We start from the raw sequence: 19,787 nt of genomic DNA, 5'->3' as shown, positions 1-19,787 counted from the left end.
GGAAAATAGAAACGTGGAGAACATCATGTCTGCTGAAAAGAAATATGTCGTCGCTCTGGACCAGGGAACCACCTCTTCCCGCGCCATCGTGTTTGATCAGGATGCCAACATTGTCGGTACCTCCCAGCGCGAATTCACCCAGCACTACCCGAAAGCGGGTTGGGTAGAGCACGACCCGATGGAGATCTGGGCGACCCAATCCTCCGTCTTTACCGAAGTGCTGGCCAAGACCGGCCTTCGCAGCGAAGAGATCGCCGCCATCGGTATCACCAACCAGCGTGAAACCACCGTTGTCTGGGAAAAGGCCACCGGCAAACCCATCTACAACGCCATCGTCTGGCAGTGCCGCCGCACCGCAGCCATCTGCGAAGAGCTGAAAGCACGCGGTCTGGAAGAGTACGTCCGTGAAAACACCGGTCTGGTGCTGGATGCCTACTTCTCCGGTACCAAGGTGAAGTGGATCCTCGACAACGTGGAAGGTGCCCGCGAGAAGGCAATGAACGGCGAGCTGCTGTTCGGCACCATCGACACCTGGCTGGTCTGGAAAATGACCAATGGCGAAGTGCACGTCACCGACCCGACCAACGCCTCCCGTACCATGCTCTACAACATCCGCGAGCTGAAGTGGGACGAGAAGATGCTGGACGAGCTGGGCATCCCCATGTCCATGTTGCCGGAAGTGAAACCCTCTTCCGAAGTGTACGGCTACACCACCCGTGGCGGCGGCTCCCGCATCCCCATCGCCGGTATTGCCGGTGACCAGCAGTCTGCCCTGTTTGGCCAGCTCTGCTTTGAAAAAGGGATGGCCAAGAACACCTACGGCACCGGTTGCTTCATGCTGATGAACACCGGCACCGAGCCGGTTCGCTCCAGCAACGGCCTGCTGACTACCGTCGCCATCGGCCCGAAAGGGGAAGTGAACTACGCGCTGGAAGGGGCAGTATTCATGGGCGGCGCCACCATCCAGTGGCTGCGTGACGAGCTGAAGATCATTCACGATGCCCGCGATACTGACTACTTCGCTTCCAAGGTTGGCGATACCAACGGCGTCTATCTGGTACCGGCCTTCGTCGGTCTGGGCGCCCCCTACTGGGATCCGTATGCTCGCGGCACCATGGTCGGCCTGACCCGTGGCGCCAACCGCAACCACATCATCCGTGCCGCGCTGGAATCCATCGCCTATCAGAGCCGCGATGTGCTGGATGCGATGCAGCAGGACTCCGGCATCAAGCTGGCAGCGCTGAAAGTAGACGGCGGCGCCGTAGCCAACGACTTCCTGATGCAGTTCCAGGCTGACATGATGCACACCCCGGTGGTACGTCCGACCCGCATCGAGACTACCGCCATGGGCGCCGCCTTCCTGGCTGGTCTGGCAGTCGGCTTCTGGAAGAGCTCGGACGAGCTGGAAGACAAGTTCAGCGTGGACCGCGAGTTCATCCCGCAGATGGACAGAGACGATCGCGCCAAACGTTACAGCGGCTGGCAAAAAGCGGTTGAGCGTTCACGCCGTTGGGCTGAAGAGGATTGATCAGGCACCCGACATTCCGTTGAGATAAACACCAAAGAGGCCGACCGCAATGTCGGCCTCTCTTTTTTGCTTTCCCTTGCCGGTTTCTGCCCCCTTCCCCGCTCATTGCTCCCTCCTGTTTTTCTGCCGCCCTCTGTTGTTACCATCCGTCACAACGCAATTGAGTTCTCTATCTATAATCATCATCTGGGTCGCATATGCGACCTTATTTATGAGGAGAGCGATATGGAGAGGGCGATACACCGTTTTACACTGCACTCACTCTGGTCAGGGCTCGGGATCCGCACCCGGATCCTCGCTGGCGTGGCGATACTGATGGCCATCGCCATCAGCTGCATCACCTTGATCCTCGAGCAGATATCCCACAGTCAGGCCCAGCAGCGGGTCGAGCGCTACGAGCTGCCAAGCAGCGTGGATCGCATTGCCAACCAGCTCACAGCGCAGCTTATCCAGCACCTGACCGAAGCGCAGGCGCTGGCCAGCAACCGTTTTGTCATCGACTGGCTGACCGCTGGCATGCCAGAGCAAGAGTGGCCCGCCATGGAGCGCTACTTTCAGGATCTGCAACGGCGGATCGGCGGCAACGTCTTTATCGCCCCCCGCCAGAGCAACACCCTGATCAACTTCAGCGGCGGCCCCACCGCCCAGAAATCGCTTAGCGAATCAGACCCGAAAGATGGGTGGTTTTTCGGCTTTCTCAAACGCAGCAAACCCTATGAGCTGAACCTCGACATCTCGGATTTTGACAAGCGAGCCTCCCTCTATATCAACACCGCCGTCACCCACGAGGGCAAGACTCTGGCGGTGGCAGGCACCTCCATTGACATGAGTGCCCTGAGCAAGCTCATCAGCGGCTACCGGATCGGCAAGAGCGGTCAGGTCTATCTGGCGGACATGGAGGGCAATATCGAGATCCACCCCGAGCAGGAGGTGGAGGGGGCCGCCCACCACCAGCAATCCTTCCTCGATACCGTCAAGCGGCTTATTCCCAATGCCCGGGAACAGGTGGCCGTAGAGGCGCTAACGCTGGAGGGACAAACCTACCTCATCGCGGTGCGTTACATCCCCACCCTCAACCGGCTGCTGATTGGCGAGATCAACAGCGCCGAGCTGGAAGAGGGACTGCAGGAATCCCGCCAGCTGATCATCATGGTGTCGCTCGCCATCGGCGGGATCGCCATGCTGGCCTCCGCCTGGCTGGCTCACTCCATCAGTCGCCCCATTCGTCAGGCTGCCGATGGCATGCACCACATCACCGCCGATCGGGATCTGGCGACCCGCCTCGACTTCTCTGACGAGTCGGAGCTGGGGCTGATGGCCCAAAGCTTCAATCGGCTGATCCAGAGCCTGAACCAGAGCTTCTCCCGCTTCCAGCAGTCAGGCAGCGCCCTCTCCGCCCAGTCGTCCCAATCCATGCAGCAGGCCCAGGCACTGGCAGGAGAAGCGTGCCAGCAGGCCCAGAGCATTCAGGAGCTGACCACTGTGGTCACCACCATCGGTGACAACGCCGAGCAGATCGCCAGCCGCTCTGAAGGGGTCAACGACGTGACCCAACGCATCGCCAACCATATGCTCAGCATCGAGCAGGATGTGACCCAGAGCGCCGCGCAACTCGACAGCTTGCGCAGCAGCATCGGCAGCTCCTCGGCCCTGCTCGATGAGGTGGTGAAAGACAGCAACAACATCACCCAGATCATGAACCTCATCCGCGATGTCTCGAACCAGACCAACCTGCTCGCCCTCAATGCGGCTATCGAAGCGGCTCGGGCAGGGGATATGGGACGGGGCTTTGCGGTGGTGGCCGACGAGGTACGCCAGCTGGCGGTGCGTACCCAGACCGCCACCAAGGATGTGCAGGATCTTATCTTGCGCCTGCAGGAGGGAACCCGGCAGGCCAGCAGCTCGATGGCAGACTCCCGCAACCTGAGCGAAGAGGGATACAACCGGATGAATCAGGCCAGAGAGGTGCTGGTTGAGGCCACCAGCCAGATCAACCAGACCGCCCTCGAGATCAACGAGATCAGCGCGCTGGCGCAGGCGCAGAATCAACAGATGGGGCAAGCCAGAACCGCGCTCGACGAGCTGGCCATGGTGGCCGAACACCAGCGGGAACACGCGCAGGAGAGCAATGCTGCCAGCCGCGAACTGTTCGAACTGGCCAAAGCCATCGACGAGCAGATCCGCCAATACCGGATTGGCTAGACCCGCAGCGTCCCTCTCTCCCTCTCAATAACCAAGACGCCACCTCAGGGTGGCGTTTTCATTTTGCAAATCATTTTGCCTGCGCTCTCGAAACGGGAATGACGAGAAACAGTACAAATCACTGATAAATAACATAAAAAAATGTGGAACGGCCATTGCTTAGTGATATCAGACTCAACAGAGGGATATCGCCATGAAACCGACCACCAATCAAGCGCCCGTAGCTCACGTCGCCACTCAAAAAGAGACACTGACCCCCCGCGAAGGCACCTTCCTGATGATGGTGGCCCAGCTGGTGGTGCTCACCTGCATCGTACTGGCCGCCACCGTCGGCGGCCTCTCCTGGCAGTGGACCCTGCTGCTGGCCATTCCGCCGGTGCTCGGCGGCGCTCTGCTCAGCCGTGTATGGGGCAAGCTGCCACGGTAACTGCGCTTCACCTCACACACCTTCCCGAACAGGCGGCCGACCCTCAACTCGGCTGTCTGTTTATCTGCCGCCTGGCTGATGCTGATTGGCCGCAACGAAGGCGCGACTTGTTCTTCGCCAAGCAAACCGCAGCGACGAACCGTTCAAACAAACCGCACAAACCAACCTGCACTACAGGGTATGGCTGCCCAGCTGCTCTTTGAGAAAATCGAGCCAGACCCGCAGTCGGATATCCCGCTGGGCATCGGAGTAGAAGACCGCGTTGATGGGGCGCGAGGCGCCGCTGTTGCTGCGGGCAAGCACCTCCACCAGCGCGCCGCTCGCCCGATCCGGCCCGGTCATGAAATCCGACAGACAGACAATCCCCTGCCCCGCCAGCGCCAGCTGACGCAAGGTTTCGCCGCTGCTGGCACGCAGAGTGGGGGTGATGGCAAAGCGATCCCCCTGCTCGGCACTGAGCAGCGGCCAATGGTTGAGGTGATCGGGATGCAAAAAGCCAAGCAGCTCATGACCGCTCAGCAGATCCGCCGGTTGGCGCGGGGTGCCGCGCTCGCTCAAGTAAGCAGGAGAGGCCAGCAGCCGCAACCGCGAACGACCAAGGGGCAGCGCACGCAGGGAGGAGTCGGTCAACTCGCCGATGCGGATGGCCATGTCCACCCTCCGCTCCATCAGATTGATAAAGCCCTCCGAGCTGTGCAGCTGTAGCTCGATGGCGGGGTAGCGGCGGCGAAACTCGCCGATGATCGGCACCAGCCGGTGCAGGATAAAGGGGGTGGCCGCATCGACTCTCAACACCCCTTCGGGTTGTTCCCGGCGCATCAGCAGATGCCCCTCCGCCTCGCTCATCTCGGTCAGGATCTTCACCGCCCGCTTATAGAACCAGCTCCCCTCCTCGGTCAGGCTGACCCGGCGGGTGGTGCGATTGAGCAACACGGTTGAGAGTTTCTCCTCCAGCCGCTTGATGCCACGGCTCACCACCGAGTTGTCCATGCCGAGGTTCTCCGCCGCCTGGCGAAAACTGCCCGCCTCCACCACCGCCACAAACAGGGTCAGTTCATCAGAATGGGTCTTCATTACTGTTATCCGGACAAGAGTAATGGGCCTTTATAGGCGCAGCTGCTATGGATTAGCAAGCGTGTGGTGAGGCCTGTGCTTTTTCTACAGAGAAAGAACGTGACCGCGAGCCCACATCATGCTCGTGATTTATCTGTACAATGCAGCCCAAAAGGCACCGTATGGCACTATTTATTTCACAAGGATGAATAACATGACATTTGAAGAGCGGCTGGCCGCCGCCCATCAGGAGCTGGCAAACAAAGGGGTATGGCATTCCAACTACAATCCCCCCTTGTTCTGGTTGTTGCGCCAACTGGGTTGGTCTGTCAAACCGCCTCAGTACGAGGGCAGGCTTACCAACTTTCTGGTATTTGGCATCGGCCTTGGCCTGATCTGGAGCATTCTGTTGTGGTTTTTCAGCTGGCAACCCTTAGAGATAGACCCACTATTTGCCCTACGCCAGACAGCCCTGTTTGCCGGATTAACAGGCATCATCATGGCGAGTCTCTTCAGGCTACGCTCCAGGCAGCTTAAACTGACCCCTTGGGAAAGATTGCCATCCTCGGCAACAGATATCACAAAGCAACCGGATTGATAATCCGTTGGCATTGTTATGAAGCAGGAGTTCTGGGCACATATTGCCTTTGCCCGTCAGAAATCAGGTTGAAAAGAGCCCCTCATTGGAATGAGGGGCATGACAATCTCCTGCTACATCCCCATGGGCCACTGCAATACATATACCCAGAACAGCAAGAGGGCCGTCCATGCAAACAAGAACGCCATGCTAAACGGCAACATTAATGACATTAATGTGCCTAACTTGGCATTTTTGTCATAGTCTTGCGCCGTCGCCAATATAAGCCCCAAGTAGCCAAACAGTGGACTAATGATATTGGTTACCGAGTCACCGATTCTGAATGCAGCTTGGGTCACCTCCAAAGGTATATCTACATAGAACAGTGATGGTATAAGCACTGGCGCCATAAGGCTCCACTGGACAACAGGTGAACCCATAAAGAGATTGAGGAACGCACAGAGAATAACAACCAGTAGCAAAATGAATGCAGGATGCAATGACAGATCTGCAACCATGTTACTCATCGACATGGCCAACACGCCTGAAAGTTGGCTTAACTTGAATATATATATCAGCTGGGATGCCACAAAAATAATCAGCAAAAATAATCCTAGCTGACTTAAACTCTTTTGGCATGCCTTGATGAGATCTTGCTCACCCCGAAAACTACCAGATAGATAACCGTAAGTTAAACCACTCAAGCCAAAAGTAATAGAAATAACTATTGGTAGACCACTAATGATCTCGCTGCGAGCGAGTTGCTGCCCTTCATTGGGTGCCAGCCAATTCCCCGGCACTGCCGCCGATAAAACAAAGAAGATGATCGCAGAAAGAAATACGCTACCAGAAGCCAGCATGGCCCTGTCATTTTTCTTATTGCAGGGAATATCATGGCTAATTAGATGACTATCAGTAGCATCATTATCAATTAGCCGATGCTGCCGTTTTTCTACTACCATGATAGAAATAAAAGACCCCACTGCGACTAATAGAAGGACACTGGCACTCATAAAAAAGTAATTCGCCAATGGGCTAACACTGTATTCAGGATCGATGAGCTGGGCTGCCGATGTAGTGATACCAGCAATCACCACATCATAGGTTGTAATGAATATAGTTGCATGCGTCCCTCCCGCGACACCGGCAAAAGCCGTTGCAAGTCCGACCAAGGGTGAGCGACCCGCAGCCTGATAGGCACGGCACGCCAGAGGTATCAAAACAATATAACCAACTGCGCCAACCACATTCGAAACTATCCCCAGAGCTATAATGCTGATGGTCAGTTGCCATTTTCCAGTTTTATTTACTAACCGTTGCACCGAGTAGCTAATCAATCCGGAAGAGTCAGCAAGCCCGATACCTATCGTCGCTATAATGACTATGCCCAAAGGAGGGAAGTTAATAAACTCTTTAACACTGCCACCAAGCCATTCTCGAATACCGGCCAATGACAGCATATTATGAACGTACTGAGTGTTCTCGCCAGGCAGGGTGTAAGAGAGTTGTGCTTTGGCAGCAATAAAAGAGACGACCATGACTATCAAAGATAGCCAAATGAACAAGAACACCGGATGGGGAAGTCGATTTCCCCATCGCTCAATACTATCAAAAACAGACCTTTTCATGGTTTTAGAATTCATAATTAATGCCGGTATAATAAGTTCTTCCCTGAATGACCTCAGTGTACGTATCCGGGCTGGACACATCTTTATTCATCAGGTTGTTAACCCCCATCTTCAGTGCCACTCCATTGGCAAGGTCGTAACTCATGCCAAGATCCAGGGTGGTATATGGATCAGACACATCATTATTGCCAAGCTCGCCACGCACTTCACTACGATAATGCAACCGAGTGAAAATATTTAATGCATAGTTAGCATACCATGTCGCCTTGAGCGAAGCTTCATGCTCTGACGTACCAACCAGTCTGTCTCCGGAATAATCATCTTTTGCATCAAGATATGTATATGAAGCATCCAGACCAATATATTCCCATTGATGCGTAGCAGACAGTTCCAAGCCTTTCAGAGTTGCCTTGTCTATATTGACGAAGGTGTAGTCACCATTTTTTTTCTTTGCTTGTTGAATAATGTCATCAACCTGATTATAGAATACTGTTGCGCTGGCTAACGTAGTACCATTGGTATAATACATCCCCAATTCACTGAATGTGCCAGTTTCTGCTTTCAGGGCCGAGTTACCATAAATATTACAGCGACCGCCACAGCCAGGAGCTGAATAATATGGGGATATTTGAGCCAGGCTGGGTGCTTTAAATGCCGTCCCCACACCAGCTTTCATACTCCAGTTCTCAGCTACCCCTTGGGTGAGATAGCCACGGTAGGTAAACTCGCTGCCAAACAATGAATCATGATCATATCGCCCACCCAGGGTCAAGGTAGTTGCGTCAGTCAATGCATGATTGGATTCAACGTAAGCTGCAGAACTCTTTCTGTCTGCGGAGCCCCCCTTAAAACTAATATTGTCTACTTTGGCATTGCGGGTTTCAGTGCCAAACGTAATGTCATATTGATTGAACGATAATATGGCTTTGGCATCACCACCATAATTATGCTCAGTACTATTTGATGTGAGGAGATCATACTGGACATCAAAGTCACTGTAATAGAGATTGGCATCGACGTTCAGTCGTGAGGATTGGTAGCCATATCCTAGCGTGTAGCTTTGCAGACGGCGTTGCTGTTCATAATACCGATTGTTGAACATCGCAGTACCCAACTGCTCTTCATTGGATAGCTGAATATCAAGCGATAATGAATGCTGGTCATTAATAGCAAGATCGAAAGTATTTACCAAGTTGTAGTTTTCTTGCCCGCGACGCTTGGTCGCATCAGGGTAGTCAGCATAAAATGACTCGGCGATATCCAGATAGTTGCCATATACGGTATAACTCAATGCATCGTTGACAGGCATGGAGTAATACAATCCATAAACCTGGCCATTACCACCTCGATCACCCTGGTTGTATTGCCCTTCAACACTCATTGCCCCTTCAGCAGCACCATTGTGTTTGCGCGTTATCACATTCACAACGCCCCCCATGGTATCGGCACCGTAAAGGGTAGACATCGGGCCACGAATAACTTCGACTCTATCAACGGCTACTGTAGGGGTAAGGCTTAATGCACTGTCACTGCCACGCCAAAGCGCTTCTTTGGTATAAGAACGGCGACCATTCAACAACACTTGCGTGTAATCATTGCTCAGGCCACGAATGCGAATGCTACGGGAACCATTAGCCTGGGTTGATATATTGACGCCCGGAGCATCGACCAAAAGATCACCGACATCCCCCGTCATTTGATATTTACTCTGCTCCTGACCATCGATCAAGGTCATGGTTGCAGGGGCTTCAAGAAGATTTTTTTCCTTTCCAGCGGTTGCTGTTACCACCATGGTTTCATCAGCAATATTCTCGGCAATTGCAACATGTGCAGGAAGTATCAGTGCACTCAATATGTAAGGCGTTCGGACTTTTAGATTATTTATATTCATTTTAAGTGATTTATTATACGATAAATTGCGCATTATAATGGAAATTATTATCATTTTGCATTGTTTTTCATTACTGATATTCATGGGTGATTAAAAAACGGCTTTATGACCCAAATCAGCCTATTAGTCGTTACTTCCTCTATCCCGGATTACCGGTGTCCTTTTCTCAACCGTTCCTGCCGCCTGATACGCCTTATCATTGCTGCTGATTTGGCAAAAGTAATTTGATGTTGTCATCATTTTTGCCAACAAAACCCATCGGCATACTGGCGCCATTCTCCCGTCGGGAGCCCCTAACCAAGGAGTTGTTATGCCACTGGCGTTATTTGCCCTTACCCTGAGTGCCTTTGCGATCGGCACCACCGAATTTGTGATCGTGGGGCTTATCCCCACCATAGCCCAGCAGCTCAATGTCTCGCTCCCCTCGGCGGGCCTGCTGGTCAGCCTCTATGCCCTTGGGGTGGCCATCGGCGCCCCCGTGCTCACGGCGCTCACCGGCAAGGTGCCGCGCAAGTGGCTGCTGGTAGGGCTGATGGCACTCTTTACCGCCGGCAACCTGCTGGCCTGGCAGGCCCCCGGTTACGAGAGCCTGATTGTGGCCCGCATCCTCACCGGATTGGCGCACGGGGTCTTCTTCTCGGTGGGCAGCACCATCGCCACGGGTCTTGTGGCCAAAGAGAAGGCGGCAAGCGCCATCGCCATCATGTTCAGCGGCCTCACCGTGGCGCTGGTAACCGGCGTACCGCTCGGCACCTGGATTGGTCAGGTCTTTGGCTGGCGTGAAACCTTTCTGGTGGTAAGCCTGCTCGGCCTCGTCGCCATGGTGGGCAGCCTGCTGCTGATCCCAGGCAACCTGCCCAAGGGGGCAGCCTCGACCATCCGCGAGCAGCTCTCGGTACTGACCAAAAAGCCGCTGCTGCTGGTCTACGCCAAAACCGCCCTCGGTTACGGCGGCGCCTTCACGGCGTTCACCTTCCTCGCCCCCATCCTGCAGCAGGTGAGCGGCTTTAGCGCCGGTGCGGTGAGCCTGATCCTGCTGGTCTACGGGGTATCAGTTGCCGTCGGCAATATCTGGGGTGGCAAACTGGCCGACAAGATGGGCCCATTGCCCGCACTGAAACTGCTGTTTGCCGGTCTGGCGCTGGTGCTGCTGGCCCTCACCTTCACCGCCCCCCATCCGGTGCTGGCCGTGCTCACCGTGCTGGTGTGGGGCGCCTTTGCCTTCGGCAACGTGCCGGGTCTGCAGGTGCTGGTGGTGAAGCAGGCCGAGCTGCACACCCCCAAGGCGGTGGATGTGGCATCGGGCCTCAATATTGCCGCCTTCAACGTCGGCATTGCGTTGGGATCTGTGGTCGGTGGTTTTGTGGTGGAACACCTCGGCCTGATGCACACCCCCTGGATCGGCGCCCTTATCGTGCTGCTGGCCTACGGACTGACCCATGTCAGCGAGCGACGCGAAGCCCTCCGGCTCGCCGCCTGTCAGGCATAAGCTGCGCCAGCAGGCGTCACGCAAGGGCGTGGCGCCTGCTGCAAGCGGCGCGGCAGGCTTCTATGCTGTGACACAGCATCAACCCGGCAACTATTTCAGCAACGGTTTCATTAACCAAGCCTGTCACCCTCGCATCATTTGCCACGGAGTCTGTTATGAAGGTGCTTATCGTCTATGCCCATCCCGAACCCAAAAGTTTCAACGGTGCCCTCTTCTGCCACGCCATCAGGGCGTTGGAGCAGGCGGGTCACACAGTGATGACCAGCGATCTCTATGCCATGGGCTTTGATCCCGTCTCGGATCGACGCAACTTCACCGCCGCCAGCGATCCCGATTTTCTCAAGCTGCAACTCGAAGAGCTGGCTGCCACCGAGCAGGGCAGCTTCGCCCCGCAGCTGGAGCAGGAGATGCAAAAGCTGGAGGCGGCCGATCTGCTGATCTTCCAGTTCCCGCTCTGGTGGTTTGGCCTGCCCGCCATCCTCAAGGGGTGGGTGGATAGAGTCTTTGCCATGGGGCGGGTCTACGGTCAGGGTCATATCTACGAGAGCGGCAAGTTTCGCGGCAAGCGGGCGTTGCTGAGCCTCACCACCGGCGGCCCTGCCGAGACCTATCTGCCCGACGGCTTCAACGGCGATATCGACGGGGTGCTGCGCCCCATCCAGCGCGGGATCCTGCAATTTGTCGGCTTCGATGTGCTGCGCCCCCATATCTGTTATGCCCCGGTGCGGGTCTCGCAAGAAGAGCGGGAAGCCTGGCTCGCCCAGTGGGCCGAGCGCCTTGGTCAGATTGAGCAGGAGTCCCCCATCGCGGTCGGCCGCTACCAGTAGCAGCTGACGCCCCCCAAAGCACAAAAACAGCGAGCGGCCCCCGGCCGCTCGCTGTTTTTCACGCTCTGTCGTGATGGTTTTTGTTATCCGTGGGCAAGCATTATGCCGCCTGTTGCACGCCGGCTTTGCCGGTCACCGCCCGCTTGAGCCAGTAGTCGAGGCTGACGTAGCGGCCCCCGCCGTAAACCAGCAGCACCAGCAGCATCACGAAGTAGGTGGCGGCAAACTCCATCCCGTTGTTGAGCATCACGGGATCCCCGAGCTCGGTGATGTAGTTGTAGCGACCGGGGAAGTTGGCGGCCAGCCACTCGATAAAGCCGTTGAGGCGCACAGTAGCCTCCATGCTGCCGGTGGCGATGGCATCCCAGCCGTGCTTCCAGTGCACCATGGCGCTCGCCACGCTCATCAGGAAGATGGTGGGAATGGCCATGATGCGGGTAAAGAGGCCAAGGGCAATGCAGATGCAGCCCAGCACCTCGGTGCCCGCCGCCAGAAAGGCGAGCAGGGTCGGGAACGGCAGGTTGAGCCCCCCTTCCGAGACTGGCGCACCAAACCAGGCGACCGTGCCGGCAAAGCCCATCACCTTGGAGTGGGCCCCCACATAGATGACCGGAATGAGATAGAGACGAATGGACAGCAGGGCCAGAAAATCGAGCTGCTTGCACTGGGCTACCGCCCGCTCGTACCACTGGATCAGGGTGTTGTTCATGGGAATTCTCCTTGGTGTTTGCTAAATGGGGGCAAGGGGGCGCCGGGCTGGCGCTCGCCAACGGACAAGGTCAGCAGACCCAGCCGGTGAAAATGGCGAGCCCACTCGCTCAGATCAAAATCACTGCGAACCTGTTGCACCTGTTGCAGGAACGTGGCTTGGGTGATCCCCGGTTGCTGTTGCAGCAACTGGATCAGCGCCACATCCCACTCGCGCAAGCACTGGGTCACCACCTGATGATCCGGGCTGCGAAACAGGCCATAGAAGTGGCTGCCCTGCCGGGTCGGCACCACGCCGCTGCGACGAATGGCAAAGGGGAGTTCAAGCAGTTGCAGGGTGGGATTGAGCACAAACGAACTCTCCGCCGTTACCTCATTCCACGGCAACACTTGCGGCACTACCCCTTGGTCAATCTCGACACAGAGGCAGGCCCACTCGTACTCCAGCAGCGCCAGCCGCTGCCTGGGCCAGTTGAGAGAGCCCTCACTGTGGCGATGCTGCACATAGCGGACAAACTCGGTGGCGATATGGTGAAACTCGGGGGCCTCGGCGCTGTGCTGGATAACAAAGCCCTCCACCAGCTGCCCTCTGTCCACCGGCGCCCAGTGAGCGTGGGTGAGCGGAAAGGCACTCTCCAGCACCGACTCCACATTGGCGCGCACGCTGCGGGCATAGTGGCTGGCGATGCCATCCTGCGGCAGCCGCACCCGGCTCGCCAGCCAGGCGGTCTGCTGCTGCATCCGCTGCGGGGCCGTTTTGGGCGCGCTGATCAGAGCTAACCGTCTATCCATAGCGCACCTCCTGCACCTGACTGTCGATCGCCTCGCAACAGGTGCCGTGCACCCGCGCCAGCTCGGCCTCCAGCTCTGCCAGCGGTGGCAGATGGTGATCCCGCTCCAGCAGCAGGGGGCGCAGGCCGTGGGTCTGCACCGTATAACGGGCCAGCGCCACCACCTCCTCGCACACCGGTTTGCCATGGGTATCCAATAAAGTGCCGTCCGCCTCTTCCAGATGACCGGCGATATGGAAATAGCGGATCGCACTGCCCGGCAGCCCGGCGATCATCCGCTTGGGGCAGTAACCGTGGTTGCGGCTGTTCACAAAGACGTTGTTGATATCGAGCAGCAGCTCGCAGCCGCTGCGTGCCACCAGCTCGGCGAGAAAATCCTCCTCCGGCATCTCGTGGTCATAGCCGTGGTAGTAGGAGATATTTTCCAGCACCAGCGGGCGGGCCAGCGCCTCCTGCACCTGCGCGATCCGCTCTGCCAGATAGGGGATGTTCTCCCACTGACGCGGCACCGGTAATAGCTCGTAGAGATAACCCTGTTGGTCGCGGGAAAAGCTCAAATGCTCGCTATAGATCTCGATGCCAAACTCGTCCAGAAAGGTGCGGATCTGGCTGAGCAGGGTGCGATTGAGGGGCTGGCAATCGCCGAGAGAGAGGCTGAGGCCGTGGGCCACCAGCGGGTAACGCTCGGCCAGCTGATGCAGCTGCGCCCGCTTGGCGCCGCCGATGGCCATCCAGTTCTCCGGCGCCAGCTCGAGAAAGTCGATGCCGGGGCGGACGGGGCCGGAGCAGAGCGCATCCAGATGCTCCTGGCGCAGCCCGATCCCCCGACTGCGGGAGCTTATTGGCCGCATACCCCCTCCGTCATCTTGCTGCTCTTGCTGGCTCTGTCGCCATCAATCCCCTCGCCCGCCACGCCACACTTGCCATCGCGAGCGCGCACCAGTCGACCCTGCGGATCACTGTCGAGGGTTTGCTTTTCAAAGCGCTTCTCGGTGCCGCACTTGCCCGCCGCACACTTGCCGCCGTGCTGTTCGCTGGGGGCGGCCTTGACCGGCGCATCGCTCGGGGTGGCCGCCAGCGCAAGTCCCGGGGTCAGGGCAATCAGGCTGGTCATGGCGATGGAGAGGGTCAGTTTGCCGGTGGTTTTGTTGCTGCTTGAGTTACTCATGAGCGGACTCCTTGACTGCTGAAACGGGGTAACTGGAGAGATCACGGGCGGCCACGATCTGGCCGTGGAACTGCTGCTTGACGATGGCCATCGCCTCTTTCTTGTGATTGAGGCCAACCCCCATCCAGTGGTTGAGCACCAGCAGCTTGGGGTTCACCTCGGCGGCAATTTTGGCCACCACAGATGGCTTGGCATGGAGCGAGGCGGAGACAGGGTCGGCCCCTTCGTGGATGGCGAGCGGCATCACCAGAATGTCGGCCCCCTTGGCAAACGGCACAAAGGCCGGGTTGCTGCCGTTCTGATCCGCCGAGATAACGATGCTCCCCTCGGCGCTCTCGATGCGATAGGCCAGACAGGGCACGTCACCGTGAGGGATGCCGAGTGCAGTGATGGTCAGCCCATCCTGCTGATAGACGGTATGGGGCTGCGGGCTCTGGTAGGGCACATCGTGCAAGGTGATGGGGAAGAGGCCATCGGTGCCATCCTTGAAGCCGCTCAGGTAGGCATAAGCGCCCTTGTCCTTGTTGAAGAGGGCATCAAAGTAGCCGCTCATGCTGGGAAAGGCCGAGCCTGCCTCTGGCCCCGCCAGATCCAGCGGATCGCTGCGCTTGAAGAAGTAGGCCCCCTTGAGCAGGGCAGGCAGGTCGGTCACATGATCGGTGTGAAAGTGGGTGATGCCGATAAAATCGACCTCTTCGAGCTTGGCCCCCGCCTGGCCGAAGCGCAGGTAGACGCCGCCACCGGCATCGATCAGGATGCGGGATTTCCCCTTCCACCAGATCACCTCGCTGGAGGAGGCACGCAGATCGTCGGAGATGGGGCCACCACTGCCGAGCACCTGCAGGGTGAAGGCTTTATCCAGTGGCGTCAGTTGTACCGGTTCGGCACAGGCCGGGGCGACGGTGAGCGCGCACCCGATGGCCAGCGCCACCGCTTTCAATCTCTGTTTCATCACAATTACCTGTCGGTTGGTTGTCGGTTGAAAGTGTGTCGTTTAAAGAGGGGGAGAGAGGGGCCGATGGCGACGTATGAACGCCAACCACCGGCCGTGGCGGGGCGCAAGCCCCCGCCGTCAGTTGCCGTCCCGTTCGTCCGCCTGCCAGCGCGCTTCCAGCCAGAGCAGGTTGCACAGGCCCAGCAGCAGGGCGAATCCGAGGCCCAAAATCCAGGTGAAGTACCACATAGCAGATCCCTTGAGGTCAGTAGAGTTGATGGCTGTCGCGCTTGATGCGGGCAAGGTCGAGCTTGCCGCGCACCACTCGATAGACCCAGCCGGAGTAGCCCAGGTTGACCGGCATCAGCACCAGCACGAGGCCGAACATGATGGCCAGGGTCTTGTAGCTGGAGGTGCTGTCCCACAGGGTCAGGCTGCTGACCGCATCGAGGGATGAGGGCAGCACGAAGGGGAACAGGGCGATGGCTACCGAGCAGAGCATGGCGGCGCAGGCAATAGCGCTGGCCAGCAGCGCAATCCGGCCCCGCTCCAGCCAGGAGGCCATCCCGCTCACCAGCGGCGCCAGCGCCCCGATGATCGGCACCAGCCACAGCAGCGGATAGTCAAAGTAGTTGCGCAGCCAGCCTCCGGCGTGGGGGATCACCCCCTTCATCAGCGGGCTGATGGCGGCATTCGGGTCAAAGGGTTGTGTGCCGACACCGGTCAGCTGAAACCCTTGCAGATCCACCAGATGCCAGCCGGCCAGCAGATAGCAGAGGCTCACCAGCGGGGCCAGCAGGATGGCGATCCCCCGTGCGCGTAGCGCAGGGGTGCCGGTCACCTTGGCTTGTAGAAAACCGGCGCCGTGCAGCAGCAACAGGCTGATGGCAGTGGCCAGCACCGAGAGCAGCCAGCCCCAGTGGAAGTCGAACGCGCCATAGTGCAGACGCAGCGCCGTGTCGAAGCGAAACGGCAGCCCCTCCATCACCAGACCGATAGCCGCACCGAGGATGAGCGCCGGTATCAGGCCGCCGGCCACCAGCGCCCGATCCCACCAGCGGCGCCACACCGGATCGGCCAGCTTGCTGCGATAGTCAAAGCCGACCGGACGCAGAAAGAGCCCAAGCAGCAGCACCACCATGGGGATGTAGAGCCCCGAGAAGGCGGCGGCATAAACCAGTGGCCAGGCGGCGAACAAGGCACCGGCACCGGCAATCAGCCACACCTGATTGCCCTCCCACACCGGCCCCACGCTGTTGATCACCAGACGGCGGTCGTCGTCATCTTTCGACACCACCGGCAGCAGCATGGCGATGCCGAGATCGAAGCCATCCATCACGATAAAACCGACCATCATGAAGAGCACCAGCGCCCACCAGATGAGTTTCAGGGTTGCGTAATCCATCAGGCGATCCTCGCAAGTTCGGGTTGTTCACCGCTGTAGCGGCCGGTATGGAGAATGGCGGGCCCCTTGCGGATCACATGGCGCAACAGGAACAGCTCCACCACCAGCAACAGGGTGTAGATGGAACAGATGGCGATGAGGCTGAACCAGAGTTGGCCCGGCTGAAGCAAAGAGACCGAGGCCGAGACCGGCAGCACGTCGCTGATGGTCCAGGGTTGACGGCCAAGCTCGGCCACCAGCCAGCCCGCCTCGATGGCAATCCAGGGCAGCGGAATGCTCCAGAGCAGGGTCTTGAGCAGCCGTGGCGAGTCTTGCAGCCGGTTGCGGCAGAGCTGAACAAAGCTCACCACCATCAGCCCCAGCATGGTGACGCCAAGCCCCACCATCACCCGAAAGCCCCAGAACAGCGGCGCCACCGGCGGGATGGAGTCATCGACCGCTTTGGCAATCTCTGCCTCACCGGCCTTGGCGATATTGCTGGCATAGGGGGTGAGCAGCATGCCGTAGCCGAGATCCTTGCCATGCTGCTCGAAGCGAGCGCGGTTGGCCGGGGTGTCATCGCCCCGCCGGATCTGGTCGAGGGCCTCTGCCGCCACCATGCCGCTGCGAATGCGCGCCTCGTTCTGCACCTTGATATCCTTGAGGCCGGTCACCGCCTCGTCGATGGAGCGGGTGGCGATGATCCCCATCAGATACGGGATCTTGATGGCGGCATGGGTGGTTTCCGCCTGCTGATCCGGGAAGCCGAACAGGGTAAAGGAGGCTGGCGCTGGCTCGGTCTCCCACTCCGCCTCGATGGCGGCGAGCTTGACCTTCTGCACCTCGCCGGTGCGATAGCCCGACTCATCCCCGAGCACTATGACCGAGAGGATGGCCGCCAACCCGAAGCCGGAGGCGATGGCGAATGAGCGTAGGGCAAACTGCACTTCCGTCTTGCGCAGCAGATACCAGCTGCTCACCCCCATCACGAACATGGAGGCGGCCACATAGCCCGCCGCAACGGTGTGAACGAACTTCACCTGCGCCACCGGGTTAAACAGCACGGCGGCGATATCCACCAGCTCCATGCGCTGGGTCAACAGGTTGAACTCGGCCCCCACCGGGTTTTGCATCCAGCCATTGCCGATCAGGATCCAGAGTGCCGAGAGGTTGGAGCCGAGCGCCACCAGCATGGTCACCAGCAGGTGCTTGCCGCGGGAGAGCTTGTCCCAGCCGAAGAAGAAGAGCCCCACCAGGGTTGATTCGAGGAAGAAGGCCATCAGCCCCTCGATGGCCAGCGGGGTACCGAAGATGTCCCCCACGTAGTGGGAGTAATAGGCCCAGTTGGTGCCGAACTGGAACTCCATGGTGATCCCCGTGGTGACCCCCATGACGAAGTTGATGCCAAACAGTTTGCCCCAGAAGCGGGTGATGTCCTGATAGATCACCTTGCCGGTCATCACATAGGCCGACTCGGCGATCACCAGGATCCAGGACAGCCCCAGGGTGAGGGGGACAAACAGGAAGTGGAACAGGGCCGTGGCGCCAAATTGCAGGCGCGACAGGCTGACCACGTCATCCGGATTGATCATGCGTCACTCTCTTTTGTTGTATTTGCCTTGCACGTTTCATGCAGGACAAGTACACCACGGGTCATGACACCTATAACAGATGCAGTTATAGTGAATAGCACCTATAACAGTTGATCCGGATCATGCCTCTTTACCAACAACTGGCCGAACGCCTGAGCCGCGAGATCGATGACGGCATCTGGCAACCGGGGGAGCGCATCCCCTCCATTCGCCAGAGCTGCAAGACCCACAACCTGAGCCCGATGACGGTGCTGCAGGCCTATCAGTTGCTGGAGAGTCAGGGGCGGATCCTCGCCCGTCCCCAGTCCGGTTACTACGTCAAGGCTGCCTCGCCAGAGGTGGCGCGCCACACCCCGAGCCAGACCCACTACAGCGGCTCGGTGGATATCAACGATCTGGTGTTCGAGGTGTTGCAGGCGAGCAAATCGCGGGCGCTGGTGCCCCTTGGCATGTCGGTGGCCGATCCGACCCTGTTCCCCCATCCCCAGCTCGGGCGGGCGCTGGCCAGCTGCATGCGCAAACTCGACCCCTTCAGCACGGTGGCCGACCTGCCCCCCGGCAACGAGGCGCTGCGCCGCGCCATCGCCCAGCGCTATGCCAGCGACGGGGTGGCGGTCAATCCGCAGGAGATCATCATCACCACCGGCGCCATGGAGGCGCTCTCCCTCAGCCTGCAGGTGCTGACCGAGCCCGGTGACTGGGTGGTGGTAGAGTCCCCCACCTTCTATGGCGCCCTGCAGGCCATCGAGCGGCTGAAACTCAAGGCGGTGGAGATCCCGGTGATCCCGGGGGTAGGTATCGATCTGGCGCTATTGGAAGATGCCCTCAGCCAGATGCCGATCAAAGCGTGCTGGCTGATGGGCAATGTGCAGCACCCGCTGGGCCACACCATGCCGGATGCGCACAAACGGGGGCTGATGGCGCTGCTCAGCGCCCACAAGGTGCCGCTGGTGGAGGATGACGTTTATGCCGAGGTCTACTTCGGTCGCGAGCGCCCCAAGCCCATCAAGCACTGGGATCAGCGCGGTGACAGCCTGCTCTGCAGCTCCTTCTCCAAGTGTCTGGCGCCGGGCTTTCGGGTCGGCTGGGTGGTGGCGGGGCCCCATGCCGAGCGGATCCAGCGGCTGCAGCTGATGTCCACCCTCTCCACCAATGTGCCGAGCCAGCTGGCGCTGGCCGAGATACTGCGTCAGGGCGGGGTCGATGCCCACTTTCGCCGTCTGCGCCACACCCTGGCCCAGCGCCAGCAGCAGATGCGGGCGGCCCTGCAACGGCTGTTGCCGGACGAGGTGCGGATCTCCTCCCCCGATGGCGGCTACTTTCTCTGGCTGGCGCTGCCTGCCCATTTCGACAGCCGCGCCCTGCACGCCAAGGCTCTGGGCAGTGGTTTTTCAGTAGCCCCCGGCGCGCTCTTTTCCAGTCAGGGACAACACAACCACTGCCTGCGCCTCAACAGCTCCCATCCCTGGAGCGAGCAGCTGGAGCAGGCCCTCACCCGACTGGCCGCGCTGATTGCCGCACAGCTCAGTGAAAAGTAACAAGGCAAAGAGCCGCTGACGAAACGAACAAAGGCCCGTAACGGGCCTTT

At 58.6% G+C, this 19,787-nt stretch carries 18 protein-coding genes; 7 read left to right on the top strand and 11 right to left on the bottom strand.

Features of this window, described 5'->3' with window-relative positions; all coding sequences use genetic code 11:
• Positions 1-25 precede the first annotated feature (25 nt).
• From glpK to G5171_RS12370, 3 genes are all read left to right on the top strand, one after another.
• Positions 26-1,528, top strand: a complete 1,503-nt coding sequence (gene glpK, locus G5171_RS12380) for a glycerol kinase GlpK (protein WP_005337546.1) — start codon at positions 26-28, stop codon at positions 1,526-1,528.
• A 225-nt stretch (positions 1,529-1,753) separates the two neighbouring features.
• A complete protein-coding gene (locus tag G5171_RS12375; protein ID WP_421250359.1) occupies positions 1,754-3,730 on the top strand; it encodes a methyl-accepting chemotaxis protein in 1,977 nt (658 codons plus the stop codon).
• Positions 3,731-3,923: 193 nt separating this feature from the next.
• Positions 3,924-4,157 carry a hypothetical protein gene (locus G5171_RS12370; RefSeq protein ID WP_421250360.1) on the top strand — a complete coding sequence of 78 codons (234 nt, stop codon included), beginning with the start codon at positions 3,924-3,926 and terminating at the stop codon, positions 4,155-4,157.
• Between the two features lie 171 nt (positions 4,158-4,328).
• Here G5171_RS12370 and G5171_RS12365 read toward each other — a convergent pair whose 3' ends face one another.
• The gene (locus G5171_RS12365; RefSeq protein WP_421250361.1) at positions 4,329-5,231 is read right to left on the bottom strand and encodes a LysR substrate-binding domain-containing protein; all 903 of its coding nucleotides are present in this window, start codon (positions 5,229-5,231) and stop codon (positions 4,329-4,331) included.
• 193 nt (positions 5,232-5,424) lie between these two features.
• On the opposite strand from G5171_RS12365, the gene G5171_RS12360 reads away from it, so the two are divergent.
• The gene (locus G5171_RS12360) at positions 5,425-5,808 is read left to right on the top strand and encodes a DUF6404 family protein (protein ID WP_421250362.1); all 384 of its coding nucleotides are present in this window, start codon (positions 5,425-5,427) and stop codon (positions 5,806-5,808) included.
• Positions 5,809-5,921: 113 nt separating this feature from the next.
• Here the strand turns inward: G5171_RS12360 and G5171_RS12355 are convergent, their stop codons facing one another.
• Together G5171_RS12355 and G5171_RS12350 are read right to left on the bottom strand one after the other, a co-directional pair.
• Positions 5,922-7,430 carry an AbgT family transporter gene (locus G5171_RS12355; RefSeq protein WP_421250363.1) on the bottom strand — a complete coding sequence of 503 codons (1,509 nt, stop codon included), beginning with the start codon at positions 7,428-7,430 and terminating at the stop codon, positions 5,922-5,924.
• Complete coding sequence (locus tag G5171_RS12350; protein ID WP_421250364.1) at positions 7,420-9,390, bottom strand: TonB-dependent receptor domain-containing protein; 1,971 nt, start codon at positions 9,388-9,390, stop codon at positions 7,420-7,422. The genes G5171_RS12355 and G5171_RS12350 overlap by 11 nt, the downstream gene beginning before the upstream one ends.
• A 226-nt stretch (positions 9,391-9,616) precedes the next feature.
• Here G5171_RS12350 and G5171_RS12345 point away from each other — a divergent pair, with 226 nt between their 5' ends.
• Together G5171_RS12345 and G5171_RS12340 are read left to right on the top strand one after the other, a co-directional pair.
• Positions 9,617-10,795 (top strand): MFS transporter, encoded by a 1,179-nt coding sequence (locus G5171_RS12345; RefSeq protein WP_202005913.1) that lies wholly within the window; start codon positions 9,617-9,619, stop codon positions 10,793-10,795.
• Between the two features lie 155 nt (positions 10,796-10,950).
• Positions 10,951-11,622: an NAD(P)H-dependent oxidoreductase gene (locus G5171_RS12340; protein ID WP_005359664.1), complete on the top strand. Its 672-nt coding sequence runs from the start codon at positions 10,951-10,953 to the stop codon at positions 11,620-11,622.
• Positions 11,623-11,722: 100 nt separating this feature from the next.
• On the opposite strand, the gene G5171_RS12335 is transcribed toward G5171_RS12340, so the two are convergent.
• From G5171_RS12335 to G5171_RS12300, 8 genes are all read right to left on the bottom strand, one after another.
• A complete protein-coding gene (locus G5171_RS12335) occupies positions 11,723-12,331 on the bottom strand; it encodes a DoxX family protein (RefSeq protein WP_421260243.1) in 609 nt (202 codons plus the stop codon).
• Positions 12,328-13,122: a putative DNA-binding domain-containing protein gene (locus G5171_RS12330; protein ID WP_421260242.1), complete on the bottom strand. Its 795-nt coding sequence runs from the start codon at positions 13,120-13,122 to the stop codon at positions 12,328-12,330. The genes G5171_RS12335 and G5171_RS12330 overlap by 4 nt, the downstream gene beginning before the upstream one ends.
• Positions 13,115-13,972 carry a DUF692 domain-containing protein gene (locus tag G5171_RS12325; RefSeq protein WP_421260241.1) on the bottom strand — a complete coding sequence of 286 codons (858 nt, stop codon included), beginning with the start codon at positions 13,970-13,972 and terminating at the stop codon, positions 13,115-13,117. Before G5171_RS12325 ends, G5171_RS12330 begins: the two co-directional genes overlap by 8 nt.
• Positions 13,960-14,289, bottom strand: coding sequence for a hypothetical protein (locus tag G5171_RS12320; RefSeq protein ID WP_128815724.1), 330 nt, complete (start codon positions 14,287-14,289; stop codon positions 13,960-13,962). The genes G5171_RS12325 and G5171_RS12320 overlap by 13 nt, the downstream gene beginning before the upstream one ends.
• Positions 14,282-15,241, bottom strand: coding sequence for an MBL fold metallo-hydrolase (locus G5171_RS12315; protein WP_421250369.1), 960 nt, complete (start codon positions 15,239-15,241; stop codon positions 14,282-14,284). Before G5171_RS12315 ends, G5171_RS12320 begins: the two co-directional genes overlap by 8 nt.
• A 120-nt stretch (positions 15,242-15,361) precedes the next feature.
• Positions 15,362-15,472 carry a cytochrome bd-I oxidase subunit CydX gene (gene cydX / locus G5171_RS12310; RefSeq protein ID WP_005337572.1) on the bottom strand — a complete coding sequence of 37 codons (111 nt, stop codon included), beginning with the start codon at positions 15,470-15,472 and terminating at the stop codon, positions 15,362-15,364.
• Positions 15,473-15,488: 16 nt separating this feature from the next.
• The gene (gene cydB, locus G5171_RS12305; protein ID WP_421250370.1) at positions 15,489-16,628 is read right to left on the bottom strand and encodes a cytochrome d ubiquinol oxidase subunit II; all 1,140 of its coding nucleotides are present in this window, start codon (positions 16,626-16,628) and stop codon (positions 15,489-15,491) included.
• Entirely contained in the window at positions 16,628-18,199 is a 1,572-nt protein-coding gene (locus G5171_RS12300) for a cytochrome ubiquinol oxidase subunit I (RefSeq protein WP_421171885.1), read from the bottom strand. Before G5171_RS12300 ends, cydB begins: the two co-directional genes overlap by 1 nt.
• Before the next feature lie 122 nt (positions 18,200-18,321).
• On the opposite strand from G5171_RS12300, the gene G5171_RS12295 reads away from it, so the two are divergent.
• Positions 18,322-19,737 carry a PLP-dependent aminotransferase family protein gene (locus G5171_RS12295; protein WP_421250371.1) on the top strand — a complete coding sequence of 472 codons (1,416 nt, stop codon included), beginning with the start codon at positions 18,322-18,324 and terminating at the stop codon, positions 19,735-19,737.
• Positions 19,738-19,787: the final 50 nt, after the last annotated feature.

Origin of the sequence: Aeromonas sp. 600774 (genome assembly GCF_049175075.1) — a bacterium.
Taxonomy (GTDB): domain Bacteria; phylum Pseudomonadota; class Gammaproteobacteria; order Enterobacterales; family Aeromonadaceae; genus Aeromonas; species Aeromonas veronii_A.
Note: the sequence above shows the minus strand (reverse complement) of the source record. Positions and strands in the feature narration are given on the sequence as shown.